Here is a 24,965-nt window from a genome sequence, read left to right as displayed (position 1 = left end):
AGGAGGCAGGTAATCTGCCTCAATAATTATAGCTCATAACTATCAAAACTAATTATCTGTTGTCCGAACCATTCATTTAGCTCCTGTAGCCGCTTTTGCAGCGGCATCAGCTCGTTGCGGACAAAGACGCGGCTGGCCTTTTCAACATCACCAAAGCCGCCGGTATTGTTGGGAATAATGCCCATCATTTGCGGCGGTACGCGGTGCGCTGCCATCATGTCATCGCGGCTCACGTTCTTGATGTTCAGAAACTCATCCTTTGCCGCGACCTCTGACAGCGGGATGATCTGAATCCCGTCCTTTTTGCCGTTGGGTGAGTACATAAACAGGTTGCGGAAGTTACCCGGACCTTTGGCGCTTTTCATGGCCTGGCGGATGTTGTTCACGTCCTCCTGGTTCTGCGCGGCGTCAGTCATGTACATGATGAAGCCTGCGTGGCTACCGTTAATGTAGTACTTCCGGCGGAACAGTGTTGCGGACTCATTCAGCAGGGCGGAAGGGATAGCTGACAGATATTCCGGCAGACCGTAAATCTCCTGGTTTAAATCCGGCTCCATCAGGTGAAAGATGCTGCCTTTGGTGAACTCGTAGGGCTGCGTGGTTAGGCCGTATTGCACAAACCAGTAGGTGTCTAAATCGATTCCGCGGCGGGTGTATTTCGCCAGTGATGGCTCCAGCGACAGAATGCCGCCGAGTCGGTTGGTGCGCTTCTCCAGATAGGCATTACCGAATACCAGATAGTCCTGCACAAACCGGCTGAACGCCTGCTGGCTAAGAAGTGGATGCGGGATAAAGGTGCTGGTCAGAATGTTGCGTTTTACCGCAATGGGAGAGCTGTGATGCACTGCGGCACGGTAGGTTCGCGCCAGCCCGTCAAAGCTGACCGGCGGCTCATACCAGCGGTCCATCTGCACGCATTCCACATAGTCCAGCAGCTCGCGGCGGTCCAGCACCGGGATTGGATCACCAAAGCTGAAAGCCTCGGCAGTTACGTCTGCGTTTTTAGGCGCCATATCTTCTGTTGGCGTTGTGCTGGTTAAGGCTTCGAGCTCACTCATCAAAAAATCTCCACAATGTTGCTGGTATTGGCGGATTCGCCCTGCAGCGGTTCGTTAAACAGTGCGTGCATTGTTGCCCAGGCCAAATCTGCGTGGCTGGCCTCTTCGCTGCGGCTGGCTTCATAGGTTGGACGGTTGCCGCTGGCGGTGGTGGCGCGGCGGATAGCCATAAAGGACTGCGCAATGTCGGTGTGCCCGGCGTCAAACTCCAGACGGCGGTGGCTGATAATGTCGTACGCCTTGAGCACTAGGGCATTTTTGACGTTAGGGTTGTAGACAAACTCCCGCACGGCAGGAAAGAACGCTTTTACGTTCTCATAAACACCGTGCCCGACGCCGGTCGAGTCGATGCCGATATAGGTCACGTTGTACTGCTGCGTCAGTTTTTTGATAGCATCAGCCTGGGCGCGAAAGTCCATCCCGCGCCACTGATGACGCTCCAGAATTCGGAACTTCCCGCCCGGTACAGTTGGCGGTGCCATAACCACGCAGCCTGCGCTGTCACCGTTCTGCGTACCTTTTGCCGGGTCATAACCGATCCACACTTCGCGCCAGCCAAACGGGCGCAGGGCCAGTGCATGAAAGTCGGTCCAGACTTCCCAGCTGTCCACCATGCACGCCTGCAGCTCGCTGAGCGGAAACACGGACGCGAGATCGTCCACAAACTCGCACATCAGCAGGTTCTGGTATTCGTCCGGGCTGTACTCCATGCGCAACTGGTCAAGGTCGAACAGGTTACAGCCGCCGCGCACCGCATCTTCCACGGTGACTATCTGGCGGTATTGCCCGTCTGCGCACAGCAGGCCGGGGGCCAGATTGCTGTGGGACAGGTCGATGTCCACCTTGTCGGCTTTGCTGCGCCCACGGTTGAACAGCGCACCGGACCAGAACGGATAAGCACTGTGTGTCAGGCTGGATGGCGTGGAAAAATAGGTTTGTCGCCATTTTTTGTGAATAGCCATACCGGAAGCCACTTTGCGCAGCTCCTGGAATTTCGGTATCCAGAAATATTCATCCAGATACAGGTTGCCGTGGTAACTCTGGGCTGTGCGGGCATTGGTGCCGAGGAAGTAAAGCGTGGCCCCGTTAGGAAGCACCATCGGATCGCCTTTCAGCTCTACCTCGACTTCTTTGGCGAAGTCGATGATGTACTGCTTAAAGACGTGAGCCTGTGCCTTACTGGCGGAAAGGAAAATCTGGTTACGTCCGGTAAGCAGGGCGTCAATCAGGGCTTCACGGGCAAAGTAAAAGGTCGCGCCGATCTGGCGTGACTTCAGCAGGTTGCGGATGCGGTTGCTTTTTCCGGCTTCCCACCAGTGGCGCTGGTAGTTGAACATGGAGGAATGGAAGATTTCTTCCAGCTTCTCAATTTGTTCATCGGTGAAGACATTCTTTTCCGGCTGACGGCGCGGGTCTTTGTTGCGGTTGGCGACGTTTGGGTTTAAGTCGGCTTCGTTGCCGCCATTGTTAAACTTGCCGATCCGCGCGTGGCGTTCAGACTGGCGCGCCAGCAGGTCAATCTCTTTGAAATCTTTCCCTTCTTTGTGCTCCTTCATAATGAGCTGGCAGTAACGCGCGGCGGTGGTGAGCTGCATCTGATCCAGCGGCCCATAGTCACCCCACTTGTCGCGTTTCTTCCAGCTGTGAACGGTTGCAACTTTCTCGCCCAGCATTTCAGCAATGCGGGCGACGCGGTATCCCTGAAAGTACAGCAGCATGGCCTGCCGACGGGGATCGAGGTCTGCGGGGGTCAGTGTCGTGTTCATGGCCCAAACATACGGCCTTGCCTGACGGCTTTCCCCGGCTGGGGTTTGTGTGGTCTACCGTACAAGCGACGCGCGTTGTTTCACGCCCCCCATCACCGCAAACATAAGGCTCCAGTAAGTTTTTTCTAACGGAGCACGGCTCATGACAGTGAAAGCAAAGCGTTTCCGCATCGGTGTGGAGGGTGCCACCACCGACGGGCGCGAAATCCAGCGTGAATGGCTGGAACAGATGGCAGCCAGCTACAACCCGGCGGTGTATACCGCGCTGATTAACCTTGAGCACATCAAGTCTTATCTGCCGGACAGCACCTTTAACCGCTACGGCAAGGTGACGGCGCTGTTTGCTGAAGAAATCACGGAAGGTCCACTGGCAGGCAAGATGGCGCTGTATGCCGACGTTGAGCCAACGGAGTCCTTGGTGGAACTGGTGAAAAAAGGCCAGAAATTATTCACATCTATGGAAGTCAGCCCTAAGTTTGCCGACACCGGCAAAGCCTACCTGGTCGGCCTGGCTGCCACTGATGATCCCGCCAGTCTGGGCACTGAAATGCTGACATTCAGCGCCAGCGCCGAGCATAACCCGCTGGCGAACCGTAAGCAGAATCCCGAAAACCTGTTTTCGGAAGCTGTCGAAACGCTGATCGAACTGGAAGAGGTCCAGGACGAAAAGCCGTCCCTCTTTGCCCGCGTCACCGCGCTGTTCACCAAAAAAGAGCAGACCGACGATGCGAGATTTTCTGATGTGCATAAAGCCGTGGAGCTGGTCGCTACTGAGCAGCAGATCCTGAGCGAGCGCACTGATAAATCCCTGTCCGAACAGGACAAGCGCCTTTCTGAGCTGGAGTCCTCCCTGCAAGAACAGCTGGCCGCCTTTGCCGAGCTTGAGCAGAAGCTTAGCAGCGAAGACAGCCGTAAAGACTACCGCCAGCGCGCGCCGGGCGGTGACGCACCGACAGGCACCCTGACCAATTGCTGATGGAGCATAAAACCCGATGAAAAAGAAAACCCGCTTTGCCTTTAACGCTTATCTGCAGCAGTTGGCGCGCCTGAACAGTGTGGAGGTTGAAGAACTGTCCAGCAAGTTTACCGTGGAGCCGTCCGTGCAGCAGACGCTGGAAGACCAGATCCAGCAGTCCGCCGCTTTCCTGACGCTGATTAACATCACGCCGGTCACTGAGCAGTCAGGGCAGTTGCTGGGGCTGGGCGTTGGCAGCACCATTGCCGGAACCACCGATACCACCACCAAAGAGCGCGAGCCTACCGATCCGACGCTGATGGAAGACGTGGAATACAAATGCGAGCAGACCAACTTTGATACGGTGTTGACCTACGCAAAACTGGACCTGTGGGCGAAATTCCAGGACTTCCAGGTGCGTATCCGCAACGCCATCGTCAAGCGTCAGGCGCTGGACCGCATCATGATCGGCTTTAACGGCGTGAAGCGCGCCAAAACCTCAAATCGTGCTGAAAACCCGCTGCTGCAGGACGTCAATAAAGGCTGGTTACAGAAAATCCGCGAAGACGCGCCGGATCATGTTATGGGCAGCACCACAAAAGACGGTGCAACGACTGCAGGCGCGGTCAAAGTGGGCAAGGGCGGCGACTATGCCAACCTGGACGCCGTGGTGATGGATGCCGTCAACGAGCTGATCGACGCGGTTTATCAGGATGATGACGATCTGGTTGTCGTCTGCGGACGTGAACTGCTGTCTGACAAGTATTTCCCGCTGGTCAACAAAGAGCAGGACAACAGCGAGAAAATTGCCGCCGAACTGATCATCAGCCAGAAACGTATGGGCGGCCTGCAGGCCGTGCGCGCGCCTTTCTTCCCGGCGAATGCCCTGCTGATCACCCGTCTGGATAACCTGTCCATCTACTGGCAGGAAGATACCCGTCGCCGTTCTGTTATCGACAACCCGAAACGTGACCGGATTGAAAACTTTGAATCCGTCAACGAGGCGTATGTGGTCGAGGACTACCGCTGCGCGGCACTGGTGGAAAACATCGAAATCGGTGATTTCAGCGTGCCTGCCGCACCGGAAGGTGGGGAATAACGCATGAGCCTGAGTCCCGCACGGCAGCACCGCCTGCGCATTCAGGCCGAACAGGCCGCCCGTGAGGGCGGCAGTGTTCGCCGCCATGCGTCGGGCTATGACCTGATGCTGCTGCAGCTGGCAGAAGACCGCCGCCGCCTCAAGGGCGTCCAGTCCACGGTGAAAAAGGCGGAAATCAAGGTGGAGCTGCTGCCGAAATATTCCGCCTGGGCGGAGGGCGTGCTGGCTGCCGGAGGTACGCAGCAGGATGACGTGCTGATGTACGTGATGCTGTGGCGTATCGATGCCGGTGATTATGCCGGTGCGCTGGAAATCGGGCGCCATGCGCTGCGCCATGGCTGGGTGATGCCGCTGGGCAACCGTAACGTGCAGACCGTGCTGGCAGAAGAAATGGCAGACGCGGCGCAAAGCGCTCTGCTGGCCGCTGTCGGTTTTGATGCCGATCTGCTTCTGCAGACGCTGGACCTGACAACCGATCTGGATATGCCGGACCAGTCGCGGGCGCGTCTGCATAAAGCCATCGGCGCTGTACTGAGCGAAAGCAACCCGGCGTCTGCCCTGAATCACCTTACCCATGCGCTGCAGCTTGATCCCCGCTGCGGTGTGAAAAAAGAAAAGCAGCAGCTGGAGCGCAGGCTGCGCAATGACAGCCGCTAACGAACGTGCCCCGCGCACGGGCGGCACGGGATGGCGAAAGGCACTGCCATATCAAAATTCCGTCCACCGCCCACTTATTCAGGAGAAAGCCGCATGAAGTTTGTTGCGCCCGAACAGGCACTGGAACAGGCGGAGGTCATCAAAAATACGCCGTTCTGGCCTGATGTGGATCTGTCGGAATTTCGCAGTGTGATGCGCACTGACGGCACGGTGACGCAGCCGCGTTTAAAGCAGGTCGTGCTGACGGCGATCTCGGAGGTTAACGCTGAGCTGTACGACTTCCGCAACCGTCAGCAGATGCTGGGCTGGCGGACACTTGCTGAGGTTCCGGCGGACATGCTGGACGGTAAAAGCGAGCGTATCCGGCACTACCACAACGCTGTTTTTTGCTGGGCGCGCGCTGTGCTTAATGAGCGTTATCAGGACTATGACGCCACGGCGTCAGGCGTGAAGCGAGGGGAGGAGCTGGCGGAGGCCAGCGGCGATCTGTGGCGTGATGCCCGCTGGGCCATCAGCCGGGTGCTGGATGCACCGCACTGTACGGTGGAGCTTATCTGATGAAAGTGCGTGCGCATCAGTATGACACGGTGGACGCGCTTTGCTGGCGTCATTACGGGCGCACGCAGGGTGTCACTGAGCAGGTTCTGCAGGCAAATCCGGGGCTTGCCGAATACGGCCCCTTTTTACCTCACGGGCTGCAGGTGGAGCTGCCGGACATTCCGACCACCACCACCGTGCAGACCGTCCAGCTATGGGACTGAATTATGACGCTTGAACGAATCAGCGCCTTTATCACTTACTGCATTGCCGTGCTGCTGGCATGGCTGGGCGATCTGTCGCTCAAGGATGCGTCAACGGTTGGCGGCGTACTGATTGGTGTGCTGATGCTGGCTATCAACTGGTACTACAAACACCAGTCTTTCAAATTGTTACGTGGCGGCAAGATTTCGCGGGGGGAATATGAATCCTTCAATCGTTAAGCGCTGCCTTGTCGGGGCGGTGCTGGCTATCGCAGCCACGCTGCCCGGATTTCAGTCGCTTCATACCTCCGTTGAGGGGCTGAAACTGATCGCCGATTACGAGGGATGCCGCCTGCAGCCTTATCAGTGTAGCGCGGGCGTCTGGACTGACGGGATCGGCAATACGTCCGGTGTGGTGCCTGGAAAAACCATCACGGAACGGCAGGCGGCGCAGGGACTTATCACCAACGTGCTGCGCGTGGAGCGAGCACTGGATAAATGTGTGGTGCAGCCGATGCCGCAAAAGGTCTATGACGCGGTGGTGTCGTTTGCTTTCAACGTGGGCACCGGCAACGCCTGCAGCTCCACGCTGGTTAAGTTGCTGAACCAGCGGCGCTGGGCAGATGCCTGCCATCAGCTGCCGCGCTGGGTATATGTCAAAGGTGTGTTTAATCAGGGGCTGGACAACCGCCGCGCGCGGGAAATGGCCTGGTGCTTAAAAGGAGCATAACGGAATGAAAAAGAAAGTCATGAGCGTTTTTTTCCAGCTGGCATGGGCTGCGCTGTTGGTAATCAGCCTGCTGTATCCGCGCAGCGGTGCGCCGGTTCTGGTTGGTGCGTCTGTCTGGGTGTCATGCTTCCTCGCCTGGCTGCTTGCTGCGCTGTGCGCTGTCGGGTGGTTCGCCGGAGATCGGGCGCGCGAGGAGGTCAGGGCGGCATTAATCAAATTCAGGGCGCACCCCGTAAAACCCGTGCGTACATGGGCTATCAGGCTGCTTATAGTTCTGTGCCTGGCGTTTTCGGGATGGGTGATCACCCTGGTGTTTTACCTGCTGACGCTGGTTTTGTACCAGATTGCTCGCGCGCAGCTTCATGAGCCGATGGCGGCCTGATGCGTGCGCTGGCGGTAGTGCTGGCGCTGGCACTTGCGGCGCTGGGCTGGCAGTCGTGGCGGTTAAACAATGCCAGCCACACCATCGAAACGCAGGGCGCGGCGCTGAAAAGCAAAACGCAGGAGCTGACGAAGAAAAACAGCCAGCTGATCGGCCTGTCCATTCTGACCGAAACCAACAGCCGGGAGCAGACGCGGCTTTATGCGGCAGCGGAACAGACCACCGCACTGCTGCGAAGCCGTCAGCGCCGGATCGAGGAACTGAAACGTGAAAACGAGGATTTGCGCCGCTGGGCTGACGCTCCTTTGCCTGCTGACATTATCCGGCTGCGGGAGCGTCCGGCCCTCGCCGGAGGTGCAGCTTACCGTGAGTGGCTGTCCCAGAGTGACGCAGTGCCGCCTAGAAAGGTCAGCGCCGCGCAGTAACGGCGATCTGAATGCGGTGCTGGATGAAACCGAGGCCGCCTGGGCGGTCTGTGCTGACAAAGTGGACACAATTATTGCGTGTCAGGAGCGAGACAGTGAACAAACCGCAGTCCTTACGCAGCGCCCTGAATAAAGCGGTTGCCTATGTCCGGGACAACCCGGACAAGCTGCACCTTTTCGTTGATAACGGATCACTGGTGGCAACAGGAGCCAGTTCTATGTCATGGGAATACCGCTACACCCTGAACGTGGTGATCGAGGATTTCAGCGGCGACCAGAATCTGCTGATGGCCCCAGTCCTGCTGTGGCTCAGTACCAGCCAGCCGGACGCCATCAACAACCCGGATCTGCGCGAAAAACTGTTCACCTTTGAAGTGGATATTCTGCGAAACGATGTGTGCGATATCAGCATGAACCTGCAACTGACTGAGCGTGTGCTGGTCAGCACTGACGGCAGCGTATCGAGCGTTGAAGCGGTGCTGGAGCCGGACGAACCCGAAGAAATGTGGACGGTGAAACGTGGATGAGCTGCAGAAGGTTGATGACTGGCTGACGGCGCTGCTGGCGAATCTGGAGCCTGCCGCACGCAACCGTATGATGCGGCAACTGGCGCAGGAACTGCGACGGGCACAGCAGCAGAATATCAGGATGCAGCGCAATCCTGATGGCAGCAGTTATGAGCCACGCCGGGTAACAGCCCGCAGCAAGAAGGGACGTATCAAACGCCAGATGTTTGCGAAGCTGCGCACGGCGAAATACCTGAAAACTGCTGCCAGTACCGACTCTGCCAGCGTGCAGTTTGAGGGCAAGGTGCAGCGTATTGCCCGTGTTCACCATTACGGCCTGCGCGATCGCGTCAGCCGTAAAGGCCCGGAGGTCCGCTACGCAGAGCGCCGCCTGCTGGGCGTGAATGATGAGGTGGGATCAGTCACTCACGACATTTTGTTTCATTGGTTATCAGTGTGAGTTAATGAAATGGATGTCTGTAATCACTAAAGTCCCAATTGATTGAGGTGTCATTGAATCCAGCTTCTTTTAAAATGACCAGACAGTTTAATCTTTTAAATTGTGAATAAAAATCTTTGAGTGCAAAACTGATTAATTGAGAGCCTCTTTTCATTGGCATGGTTTGGAATTGACCATTATGAAATAATGCGTTCCTTAAACTGCAGTAAATATCAAGTGAAATCTCATGATGTTTGTTATTTTGTTGCTTGACATTAAACCCATGCTTTGTGAGATAACGGTACATGATCGGTGCAATATTAGATTTAAAGTCATTTTCACGCTCGCGGACTAATGACTCAAGACCAGAGAAAAGTAAGTAGTATGATACATCAAGATAATTCACTGGATTGGAAAAAACTAATACGTTCTTATGAAGCATAGTTGTAAATGGACGATCTTCAGCAATGACTATTTTATTAATGGCAAGTTCGATAAAGTAGCGTCTGGAGTTTTTAGAAAAACTATCCTCAAGGAGAACTTCACCTGAACTTGATAAATTAATGTTAGGAATTATATTCCTAGGGTAATTGTCAGAAAGGTTATTTTTATTTTCTTTATCATGCAGTTGATATTTAATGAGCACGGGTCTTTGTTCTATAAAACTTAGGATTTTTTCCAAATGGAATATAAGGTCAGTTACTTCATTTCTATCTGGAACGTCAAGCTCAAGGAAAGCAGTAAGATACAGTTTATCTTTATCTTGGCGATATTTTTTTAATTTAAATAAGCTTGTTTCTACGGGGTACATTGTCCCGAACGAAAAATGAGTTACTTTCGTTAAGGTAAAACCATAAATACCAATAGTAAACATTCAATCTCCGTTTTGTATCTTCATCCATACAATCTTCATCGCATTGTCAGACCATTTTAGTGTGAGATTCTTTAGAAATGAATGCACAACTAACAGAAATCATGCGCCTTATCACCAATCTGATCCGCACCGGCACTGTGACCGAAGTGAATCGGGAAAACTGGCTGTGCCGGGTAAAGGTGGGCGAACTTGAAACAAACTGGATTAACTGGCTGACGCTGCGCGCAGGTGGTGCCCGTACATGGTGGTGTCCGTCGCCGGATGAGCAGGTGGTGGTGCTGAGCATGGGCGGCAATCTGGAAACCGCTTTTGCGCTACCTGCCATCTACTCCAATCAGTTTGCGCCACCGTCGGATTCCGTGGATGGCTGCGTGACGGAGTACCCGGACGGGGGCTGGTTTGAATATGAACCTACCACCGGGCGCTGGTTCGTCAGAGGCATCAAATCCATGGTGATCGAGGCGGCAGACAATATCACCCTGAAAACCGGTGAGTTTGTGGTGGAGGCTGACCGCACGCGTATTAACAGCGAAGTGGTGATTAATGGCGGCGTCACCCAGGGCGGCGGTGCGATGAGTTCTAACGGGATCGTAGTTGATGCGCATCAGCATACTGGTGTCCTGAAAGGCGGTGACACCACCGGAGGCCCGGTATGACGCTGTATCTCGGCATGAGTCAGAGCAATGGAAAAGCGATTACGGATACCGACCATCTGCGCCAGTCGGTGCGGGATATTCTGCTGACGCCGCAGGGCAGCCGCATTGCCCGCCGGGAATACGGTTCCCTGCTGTCGACCCTGATTGACCGGCCGCAGAACCCGGCGCTGAGACTGCAGATCATGTCTGCGGTCTACGTGGCCCTGAGTCGCTGGGAGCCACGACTGACGCTGGATTCCATCACCATCAGCAGCAATTTTGATGGCTCCATGGTGGTTGAGCTTACCGGGCAGCGCAACAACGGCGCGCCGGTTTCCCTTTCCGTATCAACAGGAGCAGACAATGGCAGTCATTGACCTTTCCCAGTTGCCTGCGCCGCAGATTGTGGATGTGCCGGACTTTGAGACGCTGCTTGCCGAACGCAAGGCCGAATTTGTTGCGCTTCATCCGAAAGATGAGCAGGAAGCCGTGATCCGCACGCTGGATCTGGAATCTGAACCCGTCACCAAATTGTTGCAGGAGAACGCTTACCGTGAGTTGCTTCTGCGCCAGCGCATTAACGAAGCCGCGCAGGCGGTGATGGTGGCTTACGCGATGGGTGGAGACCTTGACCAAATTGCTGCCAACTACAACGTGAAACGCCTGATGGTGACGCCTGCTGATAATGACGCTGTGCCGCCCGTTGCGGCTGTGATGGAAAGTGATGAAGCGTTACGCCTGCGTGTGCCTGCGGCTTTTGAAGGGCTTTCTGTTGCGGGGCCAACAGCAGCTTATGAATTTCACGCCAGAAGTGCGGACGGACGTGTGGCAGATGCCAGCGCAACCAGTCCGGCCCCTGCAGAGGTGGTACTTACCGTGCTGAGCCGGGAGGGTGACGGTACAGCAGTAAAAGACCTGCTGGATGTGGTTGAAAAAGCCCTGAACAGTGAGAGTGTACGCCCGGTGGCTGACCGTCTGACGGTTCGTAGTGCGGAGATCATACCGTACCGGGTGGAGGCTACCATTTTTCTTTATCCGGGGCCGGAAGCTGAGCCGGTGATGGCGGCGGCAAAAGCCAGCCTGCAGAAGTACATCGCCAGTCAGACGAGGCTGGGACGTGATATCCGCCGCAGCGCCATTTATGCCGCGTTGCACGTGGAGGGCGTCCAGCGTGTGGAGCTGACGTCCCCTCTGGAGGATGTGGTGCTGGATAAGACACAGGCGGCATCCTGTACCGAATGGAGCGTTACCAACGGGGGCACGGATGAATAGTCTGTTGCCGCCGGGTTCGTCGCCGCTTGAGCGCCGACTGGCGCAGACCTGCAGCGGGATTTCCGATCTGCAGGTATCGCTGCGTGATTTGTGGAACCCGGCAACCTGCCCGATCAGATTCCTGCCTTATCTGGCCTGGGCGTTTTCTGTTGACCGCTGGGATGAGAGTTGGACAGAAAGCGTCAAGCGCCGCGTTGTGCAGGACGCTTTTTATATCCATCAGCACAAGGGGACGACCTGCGCCGTGCGGCGCGTGGTGGAGCCGTTCGGCTTCCTGATCCGCATCATTGAGTGGTGGCAGACCGGCGAAACGCCGGGAACGTTCCGTCTGGATATTGGCGTACAGGATCATGGTATCACCGAAGACACCTATCTGGAGCTTGAGCGCCTGATAAGCGATGCCAAACCATGCAGCCGTCATCTGGTTGGTATGTCCATCAACCTGCAGACAGGTGGCCCGTATTTTGTGGGGGCAGCCACCTACACCGGCGAAGAAATCACGATCTACCCGTATATCAACGAAACCATTATTTCCGGCGGCACCGCTTATGAGGGCGGGGCGGTCCATGTTATTGACACAATGAGAGTGAATCCATGAGCGCAAAATTTTATACCCTGCTGACGGAGATCGGCGCGGCGAAACTGGCAAGCGCCGCCGCGCTCGGTGTCCCGCTGAAAATTACCCATATGGCGGTGGGCGACGGTGGCGGTGTGCTGCCCACACCCAGCGCGCAACAGACCGCGTTAGTTGCTGAGAAGCGTCGAGCAGCGCTGAATATGCTGTATATCGACCCGCAGAACAGCAGCCAGATTATTGCTGAGCAAGTGATCCCGGAAACTGAGGGGGGATGGTGGATTCGTGAGGTCGGCCTGTTTGATGAAACCGGCGCACTGATCGCCGTGGGTAACTGCCCTGAGAGCTACAAGCCGCAGCTGACAGAAGGGAGCGGACGTACGCAGACCGTGCGCATGGTACTGATTACCAGCAGCACCGATAACATCACCCTGAAAATTGACCCTGCAGTAGTGCTGGCAACCCGTAAATATGTGGATGATAAGGCGCTGGAGCTGAAGGTATATGTAGACGACCTGATGGCAAAGCATCTTGCTGCGCCGGACCCGCATTCACAGTATGCGCAGAAGGACAGCCCGACACTCACAGGGATTCCAAAGGTACCGACGCCAGCGGCGGGTAATAGCACTAAACAGATTGCAAACACGGAATTTGTGGCATCGTCTATCGCGGCAATAGTGGATTCTGCGCCTGCAGCACTGGATACGCTGAACGAGCTGGCAGCGGCTCTGGGGAATGACCCGAACTTTGCCACGACGATGATAAACGCTCTGGCTGGAAAGCAACCGCTGGACAATACACTGACGAATTTAAGCGGAAAAGATATCGCCGGCCTTCTCACATACCTCGGTTTAGGAGAAACAGCAAAGCAAGCTGCGGGCGCAGTCCAGAAAACTGGCGATGAGATGAGCGGGAAGTTAACCCTGCCACAGACATCTTCCTTCGGCGTGAATACTAATAACACACTGGGCGGTAGTTCCATCGCTATCGGTGATAACGATACCGGCTTTAAACAGAATGGTGACGGGATACTGGATACGTTTGCGAATAGCCAGCACACCGTTCGTGTCGCTCTTGGTGAAATGATGGTTCTGGGAGCTATTCGCGCAGGCAAAGAAAAAAAACTGTCACTGACGAGTAATAATAATTCGACAATGACAGCCACGTTTAATTTATGGGGCGACGCAAACAGGCCTACAGTGATTGAACTGGACGACGACCAGGGATGGCATTTATACAGCCAGCGAAATCCTGATGGTTCGATTGTCTTTACGGTCAATGGCGATATCACCGCTAACACGCTTCGTGCAGGCGGGGCCATCTATCAGAATAACGGCGACATCTTTGGTTCTGTCTGGGGGAATAGCTGGCTGAGTCTGTGGATTAATAATAATTTCGTCGCAGATGTTCAGTTAGGGGCTGGCACATCAGTGACTACTTGGAACAATGCAGGTTCCTGGCCTAACACTCCCGGATATGTAGTTACCTCCGTCTGGAAAGATAATCAAGGCGAAAATATTGATGGCATTGCTTATGCGCCTTTGCAAAAAAGATTAGGTATTCAGTGGTATACCGTACAAGGGGGGACGGCATAATGAAAAAATATCAGGACATTAAAAATTTCAGACTTATTGACGCGCCCGTAAACAGGGGTAAAACTCAGTCCGAAATAAATATAGGTGCATATTTCCTGAAATCGGAAGACGGGCAGGACTGGTATGAATGTCAGTCATTATTTTCTGATGATACTGCAAAAATTATGTACGATCCTGAAGGGGTTATCTGGGGTGTTGTTAATCAGCCAGTCCCGCAACGTGGAAACACATATGCTGTATCAATGTTGTGGCCGGTTAATATGTCTGTTGCGGAAATAGACGCTGCTGACTGTCCTGATGATTGTCGTGGTGATGGCTCATGGTTGTACAGAGATGGTAAGGTTTTACCCGTTCCGGTGGATTATCAGGCTAAGGCCGAAACCACCCGACAGAAATTACTGGATGCCGCTAACAGCGCCATTGCCGACTGGCGAACCGAACTGGCGTTGGGTGAAATCAGTGACGACGATAAGGCCAGCCTGACTAAATGGATGGCGTATATCAGGGAGCTTAAATCACTGGTTTTAACAGGCATTTCAGACGAGGCCACCTTTAATAAAATACAGTGGCCTGTATTACCACAATAATAATTAATGACTGGCCGGTTTCTCCGGCCAGTCAGGGGCAGATGTATCCACCCGACTGACCAGAACGCTGTATTGTTCCCATGCCACCAGTCGCTGCTGCTCCTCATCGGTGACGATACCCAGCTTTACTGCCCGCGCCAGCGGTGTAATAACGGTCTCGGCCTCTTCGAGCAGTTTTACCTTTTTCGCTTCTACTTGCTGGCGCAGTTCTTCCGGTGTATAAACCCGCCTAATTATCTGCTCACGTTCGCTATCATACATCCAGCGTCCTGACACATCTGCCCGGCGATTAGCTGTGATATCCGGTAATTCAACAACGCTGCGCCCTTCAGGATTTATTTTCGACGCATCTTTATTGATTGCCACAATTATATTACTTTTGTCGTAGGCAACTTTTAGCGTGTCTACTGCAAAATTTTTCTGTTCCTCATACCAGTTCTTACCTTTTTCATCATACAGCCAAACCACACCAAATTTTTTAGTGAGTTGATACTGGTCAGGCGTTTTTGGATTACCGGCTACGATATTTTTTAGATGCATCATAATTAAACACTCGTCACGTTATACCACTGGTTGCCAATCAATTTTTGCATTGGACGTCTTCCGAGACCGTCAATAAGCTCATCACCATTGCCGTTAGTTGCCGCTGTCAGTACATAACCAGGTGTATCACTGAATCCCGGGCCCATCCATGCCTGTCCAGATTCATAACTACCCAGACGGAAATCCTGTACGTATCGGCTGTCGAAATTACCGTAGTCTGTTGGCGTTAATCGTCCGGTAACATTGATGGATTTTTTACTCTCCAGTGTGTCGTTCTGAAAGCGGAATACCTGAACACCATTAGCATAAATATCCAGTAGGCCATCGCCGTTTTGTTTTAAGCCGGTATCGTTATCGCCTAATACAATAGAACTACCTCCCAATATATTAGGTGTACCGATACCGAGATTACCGTTAATTACGCCACCACTAACAGGTAATGCACCGACATCACCTGCGGATGGTTTTCGTGTTGTGGTATAAAATTCAGTCCAGTCAAGTTCAAAGCCAAAATCGTCGCGTGCCGAACGGTAGGAAATACCGCCATTCTTGTAATTCACACAAAACTGCACTGCCGGACAACTGCCGATATTCATATTAAAATGCAAAATCAGCTTGGATGCACCTCCAGTAGGAACGTTGTAAACACCGCTTTTCCAGTTCCAGCCGACTGATTTGTCATTTTCCAGTGTGTAGTCTCCCGTCATCCCCAGCGCGAATGCATTCACATCAGCAGCTGACAAAGTGATATCACCGGTCAGTGGTTTACTGTTAACCCGCCGTGTCGCCGGGACGGCATTTTTTGCCAGATTTATCGTTTCGCCTAAACCGAGGTTTATGAAAATGCAGAAAACGGTCGTAAATGGCATGATCCAAGCCTTTTGCAAGGGGGCCTATTGTGCAAATTGGCTATGTACGGGTGTCAACAAATGACCAGAACACTGATTTACAGCGAAACGCGCTGAATTGCGCAGGATGTGAACTGATTTTTGAAGATAAAATAAGCGGGACCAAAGCAGAAAGATCAGGGTTAAAAAAGTTACTCAGGACGTTATCAGAAGGGGACACGCTGGTTGTATGGAAGCTCGATCGTCTGGGGCGCAGTATGCGTCATCTGGTCGTTCTGGTAGAGGAGCTACGGGAGCGTGGCATTAATTTCCGCAGTCTTACGGATAGCATAGATACTTCCACACCAATGGGGCGTTTCTTTTTCCATATCATGGGCGCACTCGCTGAAATGGAGAGGGAATTAATTGTGGAAAGAACCCGCGCCGGACTTGCCGCAGCGAGGGCGCAAGGGCGAGTCGGTGGCAGGCGTCCAAAGCTCACTCCGGAGCAATGGGAGCAGGCCGGACGGTTGCTTGCCGCCGGTGAAACTCGTCATCGTGTTGGATTACTTTTTGATGTTAGCATTTCCACTCTTTACAAGAAATTCCCTGTAAATCAGTCGCGTTGAAAGTGGCGATATTGTACCAGCACTGACACATCGTGAAATACGTGCGCCGCACGCCTGGCAACCAGAACATAAGGTATCCCTGTCAACCGGAGAGACTGCCTTATGGCTCAGGATTACCACCACGGGGTGCGTGTTGTTGAAATCAACGAGGGCACCCGACCTATTACCACGGTGAGCACCGCCATCGTGGGCATGGTCTGCACCGGCGATGATGCTGATGCGTCCGTGTTTCCCCTCAATAAGCCGGTCCTGCTGACTGATATGCTCACCGCCAGCGGTAAAGCGGGGGAGTCCGGCACGCTGGCCCGCTCGCTGGACGCGATTGCAGATCAGGCAAAACCCGTGACTGTCGTTGTGCGTGTGGCGCAGGGCGAAACCGAAGCGGAAACCACCTCCAATATTATCGGCGGCGTAACTTCCGACGGTAAGAAAACGGGCATGAAAGCGCTACTGTCGGCGCAGTCGCAGCTCGGTGTCAAGCCGCGCATTCTTGGGGTGCCGGGACATGACACTCAGGCCGTTGCTACTGAACTGCTGGGCGTGGCGCAAAGCTTGCGCGGGTTTGCCTACCTTGCTGCTAATGGCTGCAAAACGGTGGAGGAAGCTATTGCCTATCGCGAGAATTTCAGTCAGCGCGAGGGAATGCTGATCTGGCCTGACTTCATCAACTTTGACACCGTGCTGAAAGCAGACGCGACGGCTTACGCCTCCGCCCGTGCGCTCGGCCTGCGTGCCAAAATCGACGAGCAGATCGGCTGGCATAAAACCCTGTCCAATGTGGGTGTGAACGGTGTCACCGGCATTTCCGCTGATGTGTTCTGGGATCTGCAGGACCCGGCAACCGATGCGGGACTGCTGAACAAAAATGACGTCACCACATTGATCCGCAAAGACGGCTTCCGCTTCTGGGGTTCCCGTTGTCTCAGTGACGATCCGCTGTTTGCTTTTGAGAACTACACCCGCACGGCGCAGGTGCTGGCTGACACTATGGCGGAGGCGCACATGTGGGCGGTGGATGGCGTGCTTAATCCGTCGCTGGCCCGCGACATTATTGAAGGACTACGCGCCAAGATGCGCAGTCTGGTCAACCAGGGATACCTGATTGGTGGTGACTGCTGGCTGGATGAGTCTGTTAACGATAAAGACGCCCTTAAAGCCGGGAAACTGACCATCGATTATGACTACACGCCGGTGCCTCCGCTTGAAAACCTGATGCTGCGCCAGCGCATCACCGATCGTTACCTGGTCGATTTTGCCAGCCGTGTCGCTGCATAAGGGGGAATCATGGCTTTACCACGCAAGTTAAAACACCTGAACCTGTTCAACGACGGGAACAACTGGCAGGGGATCGTTGAGTCTCTGACCCTGCCGAAATTTACCCGCAAGTTTGAGAAGTATCGCGGCGGCGGTATGCCGGGCGCAGTGGATGTGGACATGGGGCTGGATGACGGTGCACTGGACACGGAATTTTCAATCGGCGGTACCGAGCTGCTGTTATTCAAGCAGATGGGCAAGGCAACCGTTGACGGCATCCAGCTGCGTTTCACCGGTTCCATTCAGCGTGACGATACCGGCGAAGTGCAGGCCGTTGAGCTGGTTGTGCGCGGGCGCCATAAAGAAGTGGATTCCGGCGAGTGGAAAACCGGCGAGAGCAGCAGCACCAAAGTCAGCAGTACCAACAGCTACGCGAAGCTGACCATTAATGGTGAGGTGCTCTATGAGGTCGATCTGGTCAACATGGTAGAAATCGTTGGCGGCGTGGACCTGATGGAAGAACACCGTAATGCCCTCGGCCTCTGATTAACCTTAACGGCGCGGGCAGCCGCGCCAGTATTTCATTAACAGGATACGAACATGAGCGACAAGCTGACTGAAAAGACCGTAAAACTGGATACTCCCATCATGCGCGGTAAAGCTGAAATTACCGAAATTGTGCTGCGCAAGCCTCAGTCCGGCGCACTGCGTGGCACCCGTCTGCAGGCCATTATGGATATGGACGTGGGCGCAATGATGACTGTGATTCCACGAATCTCCACCCCGACGCTGACCGCGCAGGAAATGGCAGAGCTGGACCCCGCCGATCTCACCGCGCTGTCGGTAGAGGTGGTGACTTTTTTGTTGCCGAGGTCGGTGCTTGCCGGTTTACCGACAGCCTGACGATTGATGATCTTGTGGCGGACATCGCCACCATCTTTCACTGGTCGCCATCCATCACTGACGTTATGCCGCTGACTGAGGTGCTGGCGTGGCGGCATAAGGCAATTCAGCGAAGCGGGGCCAGCGATGAGTGACAACAACCTGCGTCTGCAGGTGATTCTTAATGCGGTTGACAAGCTCACCCGCCCATTTCGATCCGCGCAGGCCAGCTCAAAAGAGCTGGCTGCAGCCATTCAGCAAAGCCGCGCCCGTTTAAAAGAATTAGATGCTCAGGCGGGCCGCATTGACGGTTTCCGCAAGGCCAGCGCGCAGCTGGCAGTCACCGGTAACAGCCTGAAAGCCGCACGCGAAGAAGCTGCGAAACTTGCCACGCAATTCTCTGCTACCAACCGCCCGACGGCGGCGCAGGCACGGCTGCTTGAGCAGGCAAAAAACCGCGTTACGGAGTTACAGAGCAAATATAACGGTCTACGTCAGTCGGTGCAGCGCCAGCGTCTTGCGCTCAATGAAGCCGGACTGGACACGAAAAAGCTCAGTAGTGTGCAGCGGGAACTGCGGCAGAATGCCGACGAAACCCGGCAGGCCCTGGACCGGCAGCAGAAATCCCTTAAACGCCTGGGCGAACAGCAGGCGCGAATGAACGCCGTCCGCGATCAGTATTCACGCCGTCTTGAGGTGCGGGATCGCATCGCCGGGGCAGGGGCTACCACTACGGCTGCAGGGGTGGCAATGGGCGCACCTGTTGTGGCGGCAGTTAAGAGCTACGCCAGCATGGAAGATGCCATGAAAGGCGTGGCAAAGCAGGTAAACGGGCTGCGGGACGATAATGGCAACCGCACAAAACAGTTTTATGACATGCAGGATGCCATCAAGGCCGCCAGCGAACAGCTGCCGATGGAGAACGGCGCTATAGACTATGCCGCGCTGGTTGAAGGTGGTGCTCGCATGGGGGTGACCAATCAGGACGATCCTTACGAAGAGCAGAAACGTGACCTGCTGGCTTTTGCATCCACGGCGGCAAAAGCGGCAACGGCCTTTGAGCTGCCCGCAGATGAACTGGCTGAAGGGCTGGGGAAAATCGCGCAGCTCTATAAAGTTCCGACGCGCAATATTGAACAACTGGGCGATGCGCTGAACTACCTGGACGATAACGCCATGTCAAAGGGTGGGGACATTATCAACGTCCTGCAGCGTATGGGAGGCGTGGCTGACCGCCTTGACTTCCGAAAGGCCGCGGCGCTGGGTTCAACATTCCTTTCTCTTGGGGCTGCCCCGGAAATCGCCGCCAGCGCCTCTAATGCCATGGTGCGTGAACTGTCCATTGCCACCATGCAAAGTAAACGATTTTTTGAAGGCATGAATCTGTTGCAACTCAATCCGGCGGAGATTGAAAAGCAGATGACCACCGATGCCATGGGCACAATTCAGCGGGTTCTGGAGAAGGTCAACAATCTGCCGCAGGATAAACGTCTGTCAGCCATGACAATGATTTTTGGCAAAGAGTTTGGCGATGATGCGGCAAAGCTGGCTAACAACCTGCCGGAGCTGCAACGCCAGCTGAAACTCACATCAGGTAGTGGTGCTAATGGCTCCATGCAGAAAGAATCCGACATTAACAAGGATTCATTGTCTGCGCAGTGGTTGCTGGTTAAGACGGGCGCGCAGAACGCTTTCAGCAGCCTGGGGGAAACGCTGCGCCAGCCGCTGATGGATATTATGGGCATGGTTAAGCGCGTGACCGGGGCGTTGCGTCGCTGGGTTGAGCAGAATCCCGTGCTGGCTGGCACGCTGATGAAAGTGGCGGCAGCTACGGCAGCCATTACTGTTGGGTTGGGGGCGCTGGCAGTGGCGGTGGCTGCTGTGCTGGGACCGCTGGCGGTTATCCGGTTTGGCCTGTCCATGCTGTCAGTTAAAGCGTTACCTTCTGCAGCCGCCGCTGCCACACGTACAGGTAGCGTGCTGCGTCTGTTGATCTCTGGTCCGCTGGCTTTGCTGCGCGTGGCATTATTTGCTGTTGGTAGCCTGCTGGGTGCGCTGCTCAGTCCTGTAGGGCTGGTTGTGGCTGCACTGGCAGGCGTGGCGCTGGTTATCTGGAAATACTGGCAGCCCATTAGTGCATTTCTGGGGGGCGTGGTGGAAGGGGTCAGATCCGCTGCTGCGCCCATCAGCGCCGCCTTTGAGCCGCTCAGACCCGTGTTTCAGTGGATTGGTGACAGGGTGCAGGCCTTGTGGGGCTGGTTCAATGATTTACTTACCCCGGTTAAATCCACTGCCGAAGAACTGAACAGCGCAGCTGCAATGGGGCGTCGGTTTGGTGAGGCGCTGGCGGAAGGTCTGAATATGGTGATGCACCCACTTGAGTCACTTAAATCCGGTGTGTCATGGCTGCTGGAAAAGCTCGGTATTGTTAGTAAGGAGGCGGCAAAGGCGAAACTACCTGCGCAGGTTACGCAGCAGCAGTCCGCCACAGTGAACAGTGACGGCAAAGTGGTGCTGCCGCCAGGCGGGTTCCCGGCTTACGCGGGGATGTACGACACGGGCGGGATCATTCCACGCGGGCAGTTTGGCATTGTCGGAGAAAATGGCCCTGAAATTGTGAACGGACCGGCAAATGTTACCAGCAGGCGGCGTACTGCTGCGCTGGCCTCTGTTGTTGCTGGCGTGATGGGGGTAGCTGCGACACCTGCAGAAGCGGCTCCGCTTCATCCGTTCAGTTTGCCTGCGAGGGCATACCAGCCCCCGCTTGCTAAGGCAGATAGCCCGCCGCCGGTTATTCGTTATGAGATAAATGCGCCCATTCATATTGTCGCTCAGCCTAGGCAGAACGCGCAGGATATTGCCCGTGAAGTGGCACGCCAGCTTGACGAACGGGAGCGCCGGGCCAGGGCAAAAGCACGCAGCAATTTCAGCGATCAGGGGGGGTATGAATCATGATGATGGTACTGGGTTTATATGTATTTATGCTGCGCACTGTCCCTTATCAGGAACTGCAGTATCAGCGCAGCTGGCGACACGCCGCCAACAGCCGGGTAAACCGCCGTCCGTCAACGCAGTTTCTTGGCCCGGATAACGATTCACTGACACTGTCCGGGGTTCTGCTGCCGGAAGTGACCGGCGGCAGACTGTCATTACTGGCGCTTGAACAAATGGCTGAACTGGGCAAGGCATGGCCTTTGATTGAAGGCAGTGGAACCATTTACGGCATGTTTGTTATTGAGAGTCTGAGCCAGACAAAGACGGAGTTTTTTGCCAGCGGAATGCCCAGGCGCATTGAGTTTACGATCACCCTCAAACGGGTTGATGAGTCGCTCTCTGACATGTTCGGGAGTCTGAGTGACCAGCTCAGCAACCTGCAGGATTCTGCAGCCTCTGCGATTGGAGGTATCAAAAACACGGTTGGAGGATTGCTGCAGTGAACGTTAATTCTGATCTCCTGAATCTGAACAGCAAAAGCCCGGCTTTCAGTATCACCATCGAAGGCAAAGACGTGACGACGGTGATGGATACCCGCCTGATGAGTCTGACACTGACGGATAACCGGGGCTTTGAAGCGGACCAGCTTGATCTGGAGCTGGACGACGCCGACGGGCTGATCGCCCTGCCGCGACGTGGGGCTGTGATTCAGCTGGCGCTGGGCTGGAAAGGCCAGCCGCTTTTCCCTAAAGGGGCTTTTACCGTAGATGAAATTGAACACAGCGGTGCCCCTGACCGGCTGACCATCAGGGCGCGTAGCGCAGATTTCCGTGAAACCCTCAATACACGGCGCGAAAAATCATGGCATCAGACAACGGTAGGGGAGGTGGTAAAGGAAATCGCCGCCCGGCATAACCTCAAAGTGGCGCTGGGTAAAGACCTGACGGATAAGGCGCTGGATCATATGGACCAGACCAATGAAAGCGATGCAAGTTTTCTGATGAAACTGGCGAGGCAGTATGGGGCGATTGCTTCCGTTAAAGACGGGAACCTGCTATTTATCCGGCAGGGACAGGGAAGAACGGCAAGCGGCAAGCCGCTGCCGGTTATCACCATCACGCGCAAAGCCGGTGACGGTCATCGGTTCACCCTTGCTGATCGTGGTGCCTATACCGGTGTTATTGCCAGCTGGTTGCATACGCGTGAACCCAGGAAAAAAGAGACAACCAGTGTTAAGCGTCGTCGAAAGAAAGCCACCACACCCAAAGAGCCGGAAGCAAAACAGGGTGATTATCTGGTGGGAACGGATGAAAACGTGTTGGTTCTTAATCGTACCTACGCCAACCGGAGCAATGCAGAGCGCGCAGCAAAAATGCAGTGGGAACGCCTGCAGCGCGGGGTTGCTTCATTTTCCCTGCAGCTCGCTGAGGGGCGGGCTGATCTCTATACGGAAATGCCGGTGAAGGTGACGGGATTTAAGCAGCCGATTGATGATGCAGAATGGACCATTACCACCCTGACGCATTCTGTCAGCCCGGATAATGGATTTACGACCAGCATGGAGCTTGAAGTAAAGATTGATGGTCTTGAAATCGAATAATTGGTTCTCAATATTGAATAATGATGTATCATTATTGCGATTACGGCAAAAGTGGTGGGATAACAGCAATGATGAACTGTCCAGAGTGCGGTCATGCAGCACATACCAGAAGCAGCTTTCAGGTATCAGCTACGACAAAAGAACGTTACAACCAGTGCCAAAATATAAATTGTGGCTGTACGTTCGTTACTCATGAAACGTTTGTACGGCACATTATAAAACCGAATCTAATTTCTTCTGCGCCACCACATCCGGGAAAAGATGGTCAAGGCCACATGAGTTTCTGAACAGAACCCGCTTTAATGGCGGGTTTTTTGTTGCCGCCAGTCCGACACGCTGTCGCCATTTTGCCGCCACTACCAAAGAAAAAGGGGCTACGTTTTCACGTAACCCCTTGTTTTGTTTGGTGGAGCTGGCGGGAGTTGAACCCGCGTCCGAAATTCCTACATCCTCGGTACTACATGCTTAGTCAGTCTTTACATTCGCCTGGCACCTGCGGACGGACACGCCACTACCAGACTAGCCTGATTCGTTTTAACGCTTCAACCCCAGGCAGGGCATCCGCGCGATCTCTTTTGGGTTTGACCTCTCTTGATCCCCGTCCTAAGAGCGGAGGCTAGGGAGAGAGGGCTCTAAGCAGGTTATTAAGCTGCTAAAGCGTAGTTTTCGTCGTTTGCGACTATTTTTTTGCGGCTTTTTACGAGGCCAACCGCCCCTCGGCATGCACCTTGGGTTTCGCAAATCCCGTCGAATCCAGAATCAGCCCCAATGTGTAAGGTAAGTATAACAGACTTGTGACACGCGTGACCAGCCCCCGTATCTTCTTATCTTCAACGATTTACCGCTCGCGCAGCGCTTCTTTCGCGCGATTAAACGGTTTGATTAAATAGTCGACAATGGTTTTTTCACCGGTTTTGATATCCACCGTGGCGATCATGCCTGGAACAATCGAAAAACGGCGTCCTGATTTATTTTGTAGATAGTCCTGGTGGGTGCGGATAAACACGCGATAGTAGAAAATTTCCGGTTTCACTTTATCCTGAATGGTGTCCGGTGAAATGGTCTCCACCACGCCGTCAAGCCCGCCGTAAATGGCGTAATCGTAAGCAGTAATTTTAACCAATGCGCGTTGGCCGGGATGAATAAAGGCGATATCACGCGGCGAAAGGCGGGTTTCAATCAGCAGACGATCGTCTACCGGCACTATCTCCATCATCTCGCCGTTAGGCGGGATCACGCCGCCAATCGTCGTGACCTGGATATTTTTAACAATGCCGCGTACCGGCGAACGCACGGTGAGGCGGGTGACGGAATCCTCGCGTCCTTTTAAAATGGCGGAGAGCATATCGACCTCAGCGTTCGCTTTTGATAACGCTTCGCGTGCCTGCACATAATATTGTGAGCGCAGATCGGTAATTTTTAAGCCTAAATCGCTTTTTTGTCGTTGCAGGCGCAGCACTTCAACATGACTGGCCGCGCCGCTTTTCTCCAGCCGCTGGGTAATGGTCAGCTCTTTATTAACCGACGCCAGCGCATCCCGTAGCTCGGCTTCGGTATCGGCCAGTTGCGCGCGGCGGCTTTTATAGAGACGCGTCTCTGCGGCAATCAGGTCCGGCCAGCCGTTCAGCTCAGCGGGGAAGGCGAGAGGTAAGTCGTTGACTTCCGCGGTTAACCGTGCGCTGGAGGCGAGTGAAGCGCGATATTTTGCCGCACTTTCACCCACATTGGACGCCAGACGCGTCGGATCAAGCCGGGCGACAATCTGGTTAGCCTGAACTCTGTCGCCTTCCCGCACCGTCAACTGCGCCAGAATGCCGCCATCCAGCGACTGCAGAACCTGTTCGCGTGAACTGGGGATCACTTTCCCGTTGCCGGTGGAAACCTCATCCAGTCGGCCAAACCACGCCCAGATGCCGAAAATGAGAAATAACAGTGAGCAGATCAGAACAATACGACCCGCGCCGGAAAACGCCCGTTCACGCTGAATATCGGGATCGTCCAT

At 54.5% G+C, this 24,965-nt stretch carries 33 protein-coding genes and 1 other RNA gene; 27 read left to right on the top strand and 7 right to left on the bottom strand.

Going from position 1 to position 24,965, the window contains the following annotated elements; translation table 11 throughout:
• Nucleotides 1-26 precede the first annotated feature (26 nt).
• Together HV477_RS22080 and HV477_RS22075 are read right to left on the bottom strand one after the other, a co-directional pair.
• Nucleotides 27-1,058: a phage portal protein gene (locus HV477_RS22080; RefSeq protein WP_114043175.1), complete on the bottom strand. Its 1,032-nt coding sequence runs from the start codon at nt 1,056-1,058 to the stop codon at nt 27-29.
• The gene (locus tag HV477_RS22075; protein ID WP_140043614.1) at nt 1,058-2,824 is read right to left on the bottom strand and encodes a terminase ATPase subunit family protein; all 1,767 of its coding nucleotides are present in this window, start codon (nt 2,822-2,824) and stop codon (nt 1,058-1,060) included. Before HV477_RS22075 ends, HV477_RS22080 begins: the two co-directional genes overlap by 1 nt.
• A 142-nt stretch (nt 2,825-2,966) precedes the next feature.
• On the opposite strand from HV477_RS22075, the gene HV477_RS22070 reads away from it, so the two are divergent.
• The 12 genes from HV477_RS22070 to HV477_RS22020 all read left to right on the top strand — a co-directional run bounded on the left by HV477_RS22070 (nt 2,967) and on the right by HV477_RS22020 (nt 8,778).
• Nucleotides 2,967-3,800, top strand: coding sequence for a GPO family capsid scaffolding protein (locus HV477_RS22070; protein WP_023171079.1), 834 nt, complete (start codon nt 2,967-2,969; stop codon nt 3,798-3,800).
• A gap of 16 nt (nt 3,801-3,816) precedes the next feature.
• Nucleotides 3,817-4,878: a phage major capsid protein, P2 family gene (locus tag HV477_RS22065; protein ID WP_175065392.1), complete on the top strand. Its 1,062-nt coding sequence runs from the start codon at nt 3,817-3,819 to the stop codon at nt 4,876-4,878.
• Nucleotides 4,879-4,881: 3 nt separating this feature from the next.
• A complete protein-coding gene (locus HV477_RS22060; protein WP_094882632.1) occupies nt 4,882-5,535 on the top strand; it encodes a terminase endonuclease subunit in 654 nt (217 codons plus the stop codon).
• A 93-nt stretch (nt 5,536-5,628) separates the two neighbouring features.
• Nucleotides 5,629-6,093, top strand: coding sequence for a head completion/stabilization protein (locus HV477_RS22055; RefSeq protein ID WP_175065391.1), 465 nt, complete (start codon nt 5,629-5,631; stop codon nt 6,091-6,093).
• Nucleotides 6,093-6,296 carry a tail protein X gene (locus HV477_RS22050; protein ID WP_055384031.1) on the top strand — a complete coding sequence of 68 codons (204 nt, stop codon included), beginning with the start codon at nt 6,093-6,095 and terminating at the stop codon, nt 6,294-6,296. Before HV477_RS22055 ends, HV477_RS22050 begins: the two co-directional genes overlap by 1 nt.
• Nucleotides 6,297-6,299: 3 nt before the next feature.
• A complete protein-coding gene (locus tag HV477_RS22045; protein ID WP_000171565.1) occupies nt 6,300-6,515 on the top strand; it encodes an HP1 family phage holin in 216 nt (71 codons plus the stop codon).
• Nucleotides 6,496-7,005, top strand: a complete 510-nt coding sequence (locus tag HV477_RS22040; RefSeq protein ID WP_001069919.1) for a lysozyme — start codon at nt 6,496-6,498, stop codon at nt 7,003-7,005. Before HV477_RS22045 ends, HV477_RS22040 begins: the two co-directional genes overlap by 20 nt.
• A gap of 4 nt (nt 7,006-7,009) precedes the next feature.
• Complete coding sequence (locus tag HV477_RS22035) at nt 7,010-7,387, top strand: DNZ54_00345 family protein (RefSeq protein WP_094882630.1); 378 nt, start codon at nt 7,010-7,012, stop codon at nt 7,385-7,387.
• Nucleotides 7,384-7,812 carry an Rz-like lysis system protein LysB gene (lysB, locus tag HV477_RS28535; protein ID WP_175065395.1) on the top strand — a complete coding sequence of 143 codons (429 nt, stop codon included), beginning with the start codon at nt 7,384-7,386 and terminating at the stop codon, nt 7,810-7,812. The genes HV477_RS22035 and lysB overlap by 4 nt, the downstream gene beginning before the upstream one ends.
• Nucleotides 7,697-7,945 (top strand): Rz1-like lysis system protein LysC, encoded by a 249-nt coding sequence (lysC, locus tag HV477_RS28255; protein ID WP_223151184.1) that lies wholly within the window; start codon nt 7,697-7,699, stop codon nt 7,943-7,945. Before lysB ends, lysC begins: the two co-directional genes overlap by 116 nt.
• Nucleotides 7,908-8,339 carry a phage tail protein gene (locus HV477_RS22025; protein WP_001749770.1) on the top strand — a complete coding sequence of 144 codons (432 nt, stop codon included), beginning with the start codon at nt 7,908-7,910 and terminating at the stop codon, nt 8,337-8,339. Before lysC ends, HV477_RS22025 begins: the two co-directional genes overlap by 38 nt.
• On the top strand, nt 8,332-8,778 hold the full coding sequence (locus tag HV477_RS22020) for a phage virion morphogenesis protein (protein WP_001749771.1): 447 nt from the start codon (nt 8,332-8,334) through the stop codon (nt 8,776-8,778). The genes HV477_RS22025 and HV477_RS22020 overlap by 8 nt, the downstream gene beginning before the upstream one ends.
• A gap of 1 nt (nt 8,779) precedes the next feature.
• On the opposite strand, the gene HV477_RS22015 is transcribed toward HV477_RS22020, so the two are convergent.
• The gene (locus HV477_RS22015; RefSeq protein WP_001749772.1) at nt 8,780-9,631 is read right to left on the bottom strand and encodes a hypothetical protein; all 852 of its coding nucleotides are present in this window, start codon (nt 9,629-9,631) and stop codon (nt 8,780-8,782) included.
• 77 nt (nt 9,632-9,708) lie between these two features.
• Between HV477_RS22015 and HV477_RS22010 the strand changes: the two genes are divergently transcribed.
• The 6 genes from HV477_RS22010 to HV477_RS21985 are packed head-to-tail and all read left to right on the top strand — an operon-like array spanning nt 9,709 to nt 14,294.
• Entirely contained in the window at nt 9,709-10,287 is a 579-nt protein-coding gene (locus HV477_RS22010; RefSeq protein WP_001556169.1) for a phage baseplate assembly protein V, read from the top strand.
• Nucleotides 10,284-10,643, top strand: a complete 360-nt coding sequence (locus HV477_RS22005) for a GPW/gp25 family protein (protein ID WP_000177484.1) — start codon at nt 10,284-10,286, stop codon at nt 10,641-10,643. The genes HV477_RS22010 and HV477_RS22005 overlap by 4 nt, the downstream gene beginning before the upstream one ends.
• Nucleotides 10,630-11,538: a baseplate assembly protein gene (locus tag HV477_RS22000; RefSeq protein WP_114053104.1), complete on the top strand. Its 909-nt coding sequence runs from the start codon at nt 10,630-10,632 to the stop codon at nt 11,536-11,538. Before HV477_RS22005 ends, HV477_RS22000 begins: the two co-directional genes overlap by 14 nt.
• On the top strand, nt 11,531-12,136 hold the full coding sequence (locus HV477_RS21995) for a phage tail protein I (protein WP_175065390.1): 606 nt from the start codon (nt 11,531-11,533) through the stop codon (nt 12,134-12,136). The genes HV477_RS22000 and HV477_RS21995 overlap by 8 nt, the downstream gene beginning before the upstream one ends.
• Nucleotides 12,133-13,707, top strand: a complete 1,575-nt coding sequence (locus HV477_RS21990; protein ID WP_175065389.1) for a phage tail protein — start codon at nt 12,133-12,135, stop codon at nt 13,705-13,707. Before HV477_RS21995 ends, HV477_RS21990 begins: the two co-directional genes overlap by 4 nt.
• Complete coding sequence (locus HV477_RS21985; RefSeq protein ID WP_175065388.1) at nt 13,677-14,294, top strand: tail fiber assembly protein; 618 nt, start codon at nt 13,677-13,679, stop codon at nt 14,292-14,294. Before HV477_RS21990 ends, HV477_RS21985 begins: the two co-directional genes overlap by 31 nt.
• Before the next feature lie 3 nt (nt 14,295-14,297).
• Here the strand turns inward: HV477_RS21985 and HV477_RS21980 are convergent, their stop codons facing one another.
• Nucleotides 14,298-14,837 carry a tail fiber assembly protein gene (locus HV477_RS21980; RefSeq protein WP_023217778.1) on the bottom strand — a complete coding sequence of 180 codons (540 nt, stop codon included), beginning with the start codon at nt 14,835-14,837 and terminating at the stop codon, nt 14,298-14,300.
• A 2-nt stretch (nt 14,838-14,839) separates the two neighbouring features.
• Complete coding sequence (locus HV477_RS21975; RefSeq protein WP_001117079.1) at nt 14,840-15,706, bottom strand: hypothetical protein; 867 nt, start codon at nt 15,704-15,706, stop codon at nt 14,840-14,842.
• 29 nt (nt 15,707-15,735) lie between these two features.
• On the opposite strand from HV477_RS21975, the gene fin reads away from it, so the two are divergent.
• The 9 genes from fin (at nt 15,736) to HV477_RS21930 (ending at nt 23,250) form a co-directional block, all read left to right on the top strand.
• Nucleotides 15,736-16,293, top strand: a complete 558-nt coding sequence (gene fin / locus HV477_RS21970; RefSeq protein ID WP_175065387.1) for a serine-type DNA invertase Fin — start codon at nt 15,736-15,738, stop codon at nt 16,291-16,293.
• A 102-nt stretch (nt 16,294-16,395) separates the two neighbouring features.
• Nucleotides 16,396-17,568 carry a phage tail sheath protein gene (locus HV477_RS21965; RefSeq protein ID WP_175065386.1) on the top strand — a complete coding sequence of 391 codons (1,173 nt, stop codon included), beginning with the start codon at nt 16,396-16,398 and terminating at the stop codon, nt 17,566-17,568.
• Between the two features lie 9 nt (nt 17,569-17,577).
• On the top strand, nt 17,578-18,093 hold the full coding sequence (locus HV477_RS21960) for a phage major tail tube protein (protein WP_001207653.1): 516 nt from the start codon (nt 17,578-17,580) through the stop codon (nt 18,091-18,093).
• A 54-nt stretch (nt 18,094-18,147) separates the two neighbouring features.
• The gene (locus tag HV477_RS21955) at nt 18,148-18,450 is read left to right on the top strand and encodes a phage tail assembly protein (RefSeq protein WP_001280963.1); all 303 of its coding nucleotides are present in this window, start codon (nt 18,148-18,150) and stop codon (nt 18,448-18,450) included.
• A gap of 14 nt (nt 18,451-18,464) precedes the next feature.
• The gene (locus HV477_RS21950) at nt 18,465-18,584 is read left to right on the top strand and encodes a GpE family phage tail protein (RefSeq protein ID WP_000763316.1); all 120 of its coding nucleotides are present in this window, start codon (nt 18,465-18,467) and stop codon (nt 18,582-18,584) included.
• Nucleotides 18,577-21,384, top strand: coding sequence for a phage tail tape measure protein (locus tag HV477_RS21945; RefSeq protein WP_175065385.1), 2,808 nt, complete (start codon nt 18,577-18,579; stop codon nt 21,382-21,384). Before HV477_RS21950 ends, HV477_RS21945 begins: the two co-directional genes overlap by 8 nt.
• Nucleotides 21,381-21,866 carry a phage tail protein gene (locus HV477_RS21940; protein WP_000980409.1) on the top strand — a complete coding sequence of 162 codons (486 nt, stop codon included), beginning with the start codon at nt 21,381-21,383 and terminating at the stop codon, nt 21,864-21,866. Before HV477_RS21945 ends, HV477_RS21940 begins: the two co-directional genes overlap by 4 nt.
• A complete protein-coding gene (locus HV477_RS21935; RefSeq protein WP_023225979.1) occupies nt 21,863-22,963 on the top strand; it encodes a phage late control D family protein in 1,101 nt (366 codons plus the stop codon). The genes HV477_RS21940 and HV477_RS21935 overlap by 4 nt, the downstream gene beginning before the upstream one ends.
• Before the next feature lie 68 nt (nt 22,964-23,031).
• Nucleotides 23,032-23,250, top strand: a complete 219-nt coding sequence (locus tag HV477_RS21930) for an ogr/Delta-like zinc finger family protein (RefSeq protein ID WP_175065394.1) — start codon at nt 23,032-23,034, stop codon at nt 23,248-23,250.
• 117 nt (nt 23,251-23,367) lie between these two features.
• On the opposite strand, the gene ssrA is transcribed toward HV477_RS21930, so the two are convergent.
• Nucleotides 23,368-23,730: a transfer-messenger RNA gene (ssrA, locus tag HV477_RS21925) on the bottom strand.
• Between the two features lie 71 nt (nt 23,731-23,801).
• Nucleotides 23,802-24,965: an HlyD family type I secretion periplasmic adaptor subunit gene (locus HV477_RS21920; RefSeq protein WP_072095627.1), complete on the bottom strand. Its 1,164-nt coding sequence runs from the start codon at nt 24,963-24,965 to the stop codon at nt 23,802-23,804.

It is taken from the genome of Salmonella sp. SG203 (assembly GCF_013350575.1).
Classification (GTDB): Bacteria; Pseudomonadota; Gammaproteobacteria; order Enterobacterales; family Enterobacteriaceae; genus Salmonella; species Salmonella enterica.
This window is presented reverse-complemented; position numbering and strand designations above follow the sequence as displayed.